Origin of the sequence: Paracoccus acridae (assembly GCF_014642735.1) — a bacterium.
Lineage (GTDB): Bacteria > Pseudomonadota > Alphaproteobacteria > Rhodobacterales > Rhodobacteraceae > Paracoccus > Paracoccus acridae.
Genome location: NZ_BMIV01000047.1, coordinates 1 through 4,735, shown reverse-complemented (window position 1 = coordinate 4,735; position 4,735 = coordinate 1). Strand labels below are relative to the sequence as shown.

Genomic DNA, 4,735 nt, shown 5'->3' with positions numbered 1-4,735 from the left:
CACCAGGGCATCCGTGCGCAAGCTGATCGAACGATCGTAGCTGTCGTCATACATGGCGCGAGAGGCGAATGTGGACTGGTTGCGTTCCGAGACCTGCCACAGGCCAGTCAGGCCCGGCCGCAACCCATAGTAGCTGGACCCCGGATAGAGGGCCTGCTGTTCAGGCAGCATGGGCCGGGGACCGACCAGGCTCATGTGCCCGACCAGGACATTCCACAACTGGGGAAGCTCATCCAGCGAGCTCTTGCGCAAAAGACGACCGAACCGCGTGACACGCGGATCGTGGCGCAGCTTCTGGGTCTCTTCCCACTCGGCGCGCGCCTCGGGATGGGTGTCCAGATGCCCCTGCAGCCGTGTGTCGGCATCGACCACCATGCTGCGCAGCTTCCACATCCGGTAGCGGCGCCCGCCACGACCGACCCGGTCCTGCGCGTAGAAGGGATTACCGCCATCGATGAGCACGACCAGGGCCAGCAGCAGCACCAGCGGCAAGACGACCGGCAAGGCCATCAGCACCAGGAGGAGATCAAGCGGCCGCTTGAGCGAGCTGCGGTAAAGTCCGTGACGCGGGGCAACGGTGGAGACATAGGCCGGGCCATCAGCCAGGAGCTGCTGCTGAACAAACATGACAAACTACTCTTTACGAACAAAGGCTTAAAGTAGTGATGGAAACCGCCATCACTCTCCGAAGTCAGTCTGACTTCAGCGCACGCTCAACCGTCGATGTCAGGAAAGTCGAGGCGCGGGCAATGTGATCCCGTTGACCTTCGCCTGGCGTTCCAAACGCCCCAGAAGCTCACGGTACTCTGCGTTATGGGAATAAGCGCTGATCGCCGACATGATGACTTTCCAGTCATCGGCAGACACAGCGGGACGAAACGCGAAGGTGGTTTCAGAGGCAAACATGGAAATACCTACAACTGTAACGAACATCCTCTCCATAACCGGAGGTTGTCTATTGGCCAATTTGCCTTTTTGTATAGGCTAATAGGCTGTCGAGTGACGGGTAAAACAAAGCTCCCTAAACTTCTGTTCCATAAAACGAATTACTGTCGAAAATTGGGATTTGAAGACCGGTGTAAACGCCAGGTCCCTACTCCCCTGAAAGACTTAAAACTCTGCGGCCCCCACCAGAGTACGTTATTCGAACAAGGATCAACGCGGCCTCGTGGCTCCCCCCAGTGAAGCGGATGCTTGGAAATTGCCGACGCGATGACTATGGTTACAGATGATTACAATGGAGCACACCATGCCGCAGCGCGCCGCATCCGAACCGATCACTATCCGCACAGCCAAGGTCTCAGAGATCGACGCCTTGGCAAGCGCCATGGACCGTTCCCGCAACTACATCGTCAACCAGGCGATCGAGCAGTATCTGGAAGCAAACGCCTGGCAGATGGAGCGCATCTCAGCCGGGATCGCTGCGGCACGCGACGACAAGATCATCCCTGCTGATGAAGTCTTTGACGGGATTGCTGAAAAGCATGGCTGGTCGCGTTGAAACGCTTGGTCATTGCCGAACCAGCGGCACGCGACCTTGAAGCGATCATCGACTATATCGCATTGGAGAACCCTACAGCAGCCGAGGATGTTTATCGCGGGATCGTAGGAGTGGCGCGTAAGCTACCTGACTTCCCTGCCCTCGGTCGTCCTGGTCGCCACCCCGAAACGCGTGAGCTTAGCGTCCCCAACCTGCCCTATCTGATCGTCTACGAGGTCGATGCCAATGCGGTGACGATCCTGGCCGTATCTCACACGGCCCGCGATCTGGCACAGGCACTACGCGAGCGAATGACCCCCAGCTAGGCAGGCTGGAGGGTAAGCCCACGCCGGAGACCGTAGTCAGGCAGTCGTGACACGGGCAAATCGGAGATGCGGGCGGTGACATCGGCTAGCCAGACTTGGGGATCGATCCTGTTCAACGTCGCGCTGGCGATTAGGAAGTTAGGGCAAGTAATCGAATGCATCCGTGCTTTCATACAGAGCCTTGATGGTTGTCGACGTGGAAACAGATGCGCGCGTGGCGGCTTCTTTCAGGTCCAAAACACGGAACTTGTCGCCGATCTTCGCGACGGACTCGATCCGACGATACTGATCCCCATAGCGTTCTGCGTACTGCGCTAGACCCTTGAGCTTCGGTATCGCGTCGCTGAACTGAATGCCGTGCGGGTCGACGATATCGGCAGCGACGGACCCATCCTCCTGCTGAACGAAAAAAACGAAGTCGGGCCTGACAATCTTTGGCTCGCCGCCGTCTTCGTAAATTATGCCAAGGGAGTCTTGGCTGGCGCGCGATGGGTTCCGGTACCATCCGACGGCTCCCGCCCGCGCAAGTTCGGATTTCACGACTTCACCTTCCCAGGAGTTGAAATCCTCGGGAAACATCCCGTGCTCATCGCACAGCATGTGCCTCTCGAACGATGGTAGCGGGGTCTCAGAGCCGTTCGCCTCCCGGATCGTCGTCGGTTGCATCCACGACGTCGGCCGCGCAAGATCCACATCCATGGGATTGGCGCTCATCTCCCGGATCTGCCGATACACGTCCTGACGCTCGTCGGAAAGATTTTTGATGTGGACCCGGAAGCGAGTGAGCCATTGGTTCGCGAGTTTCTCGGCCTCAGTCTCAAGCGTCTCTCGCAGGCCGGGAACCAATCCCAAAGCGCCAATCGTGACGTGCGCCTCGATAAGAGCGGCTTCCATATCGTCCGTATTACCTTCTTTTCGCGCGAGGTAGTCGCTGTACGACGTCGCGAGATCCGGACTGATCGCGCGGCCTGCTCTTCGATACGCATCTTCGATCACGGCGTAGTCCGCTTCCTCGAGGAAATCGTCGAACGACATGCCGCCGCCTTCCAGGTCGGCCTTCAGGCTCTTGCCTTCGACTGTCAGGACCGATTTGCGCGCATTCTCGATTTCCCCCCTGTAGCGCGCTCTAGCGCCATCGAGCACCTTGTGCATTTCCGCATGGGCCGCCTTGCCAGCGTTCTCGAGCAGGCCATCCACGGCCAGCTCATGCGCCAGCGATGTCAGACGCTTGACAGGACGGGCATGCCGCTTCGGCAGGGATTGGGACGGCAGCGAGAGCAGCTTGTCCCACACCGCCTCGGGAATGGCAAGATTGGACTTCAGTTCGACGGGGTTGACCAGAACGCGGCGACCCGGCAGGTCTTCGCCGCCATCCCCCCGGACATCAGCGCCTTGGCGACTTCCTTGACCGAGGCTTCGTCGAAGAACGGTAGCAGGCAATCGACCGAGTTTAGTCGTTCATTGCCGGGGATCCGCCGCGCCAGTGGTGTGCGAACCATGCGCCCCAGCAACTGCGTGATGTGCGTCTTGTCTCGAGCAGGCCGGAACGACACCATGACTTCGGCGCGCGGACAGTCCCACCCTGTGCTGATGGCATCCTTCGCGATCAGTATCCGGACCCACGCCGACTCCTGAACACGTTCGGGCGAAATGTAGGGCACGGTATAGCGGCCGAATGTCTGGGTGGAATGTTCCCCGAACACATGCGCCACCGCATCCTCGGGCAAGTCCGGCCATTGTGTGAAGATGGTATCGAGAGCCCGACCGATGTCATTGTGATCGGGCGCGTTCGGAACCTGCAGTACCATAAGAGGCAGCACTGTTCCGGCATCGTCCTGCTGCTGGGCATAGGCCTCCCAGGCGGAGGATATCTCCTTCAGCTTGTCGGTGCCGCGGCGCACCAGCACGGTGTCAAACTGCCCGACCTCCTTCGGCACGTCCAGAATGATCGTATCCTTAAGCAAACCTGAAGCCTGGACCTTGGCGGAATCCACCACGACATTCGGCAGGGTCGCACGGCCCATCATGTCGGTCATCGCCGCATTGAACCGCTCCACCGTCGCCGAGATGCCCCAAACGACCGGGATGCCGGGGACCGGTCCCGAGCCGTTGATCAACCGCTTGACGATGGTGGTCTTCTCGCCCGCGCCGGTCGCGGCTCGCATCCCGCGATGCGCCTCGTCGAGCACGAGGTAAAGCGTCAGCGCGGGGTCATCGATGGTGTTCTGGATCGTGTCCCAGATGGTGAAGGAGCGACTGTCGGGCATCAGCCGGATCTGGCCATCCTTCTCGATCCCCTCGTCATCAGGATCGTGTCCGCGCACCAGAAGACTCGACTTACTCAGCTTCTGGGTATTCAGGAAATAGACCTTGCCCGGTTCCAGAACCTCGCGCTGGAACGTACTTTGCACCACCACAAGGTCCGAGATCGACAGTCTGTCCGATGCCTCGAGCAGGCGAAAACGTGACTGCTCGTTCAAAGACGGATCGTCGCTGAACCAGATCACCACTGCACCCGGGTCAGGCTCAATGTCGTAGTTGTCGTCGCCGTGGAACAGCGCCTCGAACACGGCCGCCGCCATGACGGTCTTGCCCGCACCTGTGGTGGCCGTCAGCGAGAAGGCATGTTTGTCGCCGTCCTCGCGCCAGCGACGCGAGGCCTTCTTGAGGTTCACCAGAACCTCCCGAACGGCTTCTTCCTGATAATCCTTGAGTGTGAACTTCATGGCTCAGCGGCCCATCGAAAAGCGGAAATTGGAGAGGTAGGACTCGTAGAGCCGCACCGGTTCGACGCTGTCGGGCAGTGCTCGCGCCACCGCTTGAAACTGAACCGCCCCGGGTTTACCGGAGAGTTTGTGGTTCAATGATTAGGCTGCTTTTTCGGCTGCGTTCAAGCTTGCGTAGAAGGCCTCCTCTGCTTCGTTCGGCG

6 protein-coding genes are annotated in these 4,735 nt (G+C 59.5%); 2 read left to right on the top strand and 4 right to left on the bottom strand.

The genetic code is table 11. The features are described 5' to 3' along the window. Window positions 1–627: sugar transferase (locus IEX25_RS19445; protein ID WP_188717355.1), on the bottom strand; the 627-nt coding region annotated here is incomplete at its 3' end. Between the two features lie 99 nt (window positions 628–726). Further along, window positions 727–906, bottom strand: a complete 180-nt coding sequence (locus IEX25_RS19440; RefSeq protein WP_188717353.1) for a hypothetical protein — start codon at window positions 904–906, stop codon at window positions 727–729. Between the two features lie 331 nt (window positions 907–1,237). Between IEX25_RS19440 and IEX25_RS19435 the strand changes: the two genes are divergently transcribed. Together IEX25_RS19435 and IEX25_RS19430 are read left to right on the top strand one after the other, a co-directional pair. Further along, window positions 1,238–1,501, top strand: a complete 264-nt coding sequence (locus tag IEX25_RS19435) for a CopG family ribbon-helix-helix protein (RefSeq protein WP_188717351.1) — start codon at window positions 1,238–1,240, stop codon at window positions 1,499–1,501. Continuing rightward, complete coding sequence (locus IEX25_RS19430) at window positions 1,498–1,806, top strand: type II toxin-antitoxin system RelE/ParE family toxin (RefSeq protein WP_229665511.1); 309 nt, start codon at window positions 1,498–1,500, stop codon at window positions 1,804–1,806. Before IEX25_RS19435 ends, IEX25_RS19430 begins: the two co-directional genes overlap by 4 nt. Before the next feature lie 138 nt (window positions 1,807–1,944). Here IEX25_RS19430 and IEX25_RS20255 read toward each other — a convergent pair whose 3' ends face one another. Further along, on the bottom strand, window positions 1,945–3,099 hold the full coding sequence (locus IEX25_RS20255; protein WP_229665509.1) for a hypothetical protein: 1,155 nt from the start codon (window positions 3,097–3,099) through the stop codon (window positions 1,945–1,947). Between the two features lie 26 nt (window positions 3,100–3,125). After that, window positions 3,126–4,532 carry a DEAD/DEAH box helicase gene (locus IEX25_RS20250; RefSeq protein ID WP_229665508.1) on the bottom strand — a complete coding sequence of 469 codons (1,407 nt, stop codon included), beginning with the start codon at window positions 4,530–4,532 and terminating at the stop codon, window positions 3,126–3,128. Between the last annotated feature and the right edge of the window lie 203 nt (window positions 4,533–4,735).